A 1,169-nucleotide genomic window follows, 5' to 3' on the forward strand; every position below is an offset into this window, starting at 1 on the left:
CTGGTGCCGATGTCACCGAAGACCACACCGAGAGCACCGATGACCAGCGCGATGCGCACCGTGTCGTACGCGCTCGCATGATGAGCCTCGGGCGTCCGCGATCCGTCATCCGGCGCGTTTGCCTGTCGGCGATCGGCCATGGTGATCCTCCTCGTTGCGGACCACTGTCCACGGGCCCGGTGCATCGAGGCGGACAATACCGATCACCAGCGCCAATGCAGGTAGGCGGGGGCGCTGCGTCTCGACGGCGTCTCCGTGTCGCCGGCCTGTACGGGTTATTACGGCGGATCGCTCGAGCCCATCGGTAGCCGCTGCCTCGACCATCACGGTCGTCATCGGGCGCTGGCGCCCTGGACGACGCCGAGGTCTCGCATGCGCTGGTTGGGTCGCTCGTCGGCCGCCTGAACAACGTTTCCTGCACGAGAGGCGAGATGGGTCCGCTCGTGGGCGAGCAGGATGTCGTGCGGCCGTGTTGCAGGCGGGCGCAGATCCCCTTCCCGTCCATCGAGGAGCGCACCCCACCGGCGAGGCCACCGACGGACAGTCCGCCCGACTGGGCGATGGCTCACCTGGATCCACCTCGTTCCACCCGCATCTGAGCTTTCGCCTTCAGCTCTGCCCACCCTTGACCGACATGCCTTCACGCTCCCGTCACCTCGTCGATCAGATGAAACCACCGCTTTAAGACACACCAGCGGCAGCTGGCAGCGATAAGAGGACGCCAGAGAAGGCTGCCGATTAGTCCGTTGATGACCTGGGTGTTCGCAGAGTGCACCGTGACCTCCACGTCATGCGGCAGGCCGAAAGCCAAGCGGGAGTCACGGCCAGGCCGAGAACCGAGTTCGCCGCCGCCCCCGATCGTCCGTCGGCGTCCTGGACAGGTTTCTCAGCGCCAGCGACTTCCTGCCGGCCGCGTGGCTCGCTGGAGATGTGGCCACCGCCGGGAACGGGTAGTGGGACCGTGTGCGTGGCGCCGGGATGAGGTCAGGAGAGTCCCGACGCGCGGAGGACCGCCTGCAGCGCCTCGTCGTCGATACGGTGGCCCAGCCGTTCCAGAACGTCGGTTCCCTGACTCAAGGTGCCGCGTTCCATGGAGCGGCGGACGCCTGTGTCGAGTTCGTGCCAGAGCAGGGGGTTGGCGGCCAGGACGCGGGGGTCGAGTTCCAGGC

At 67.2% G+C, this 1,169-nt stretch carries 1 pseudogene; it reads right to left on the bottom strand.

Annotated elements, in window-relative coordinates:
• Nucleotides 1-984 precede the first annotated feature (984 nt).
• A pseudogene (locus ACZ5NH_RS45540) lies at nt 985-1,169 on the bottom strand (hypothetical protein); the annotation flags it as partial.

It is taken from the genome of Streptomyces sp. NPDC031426 (assembly GCF_055581585.1).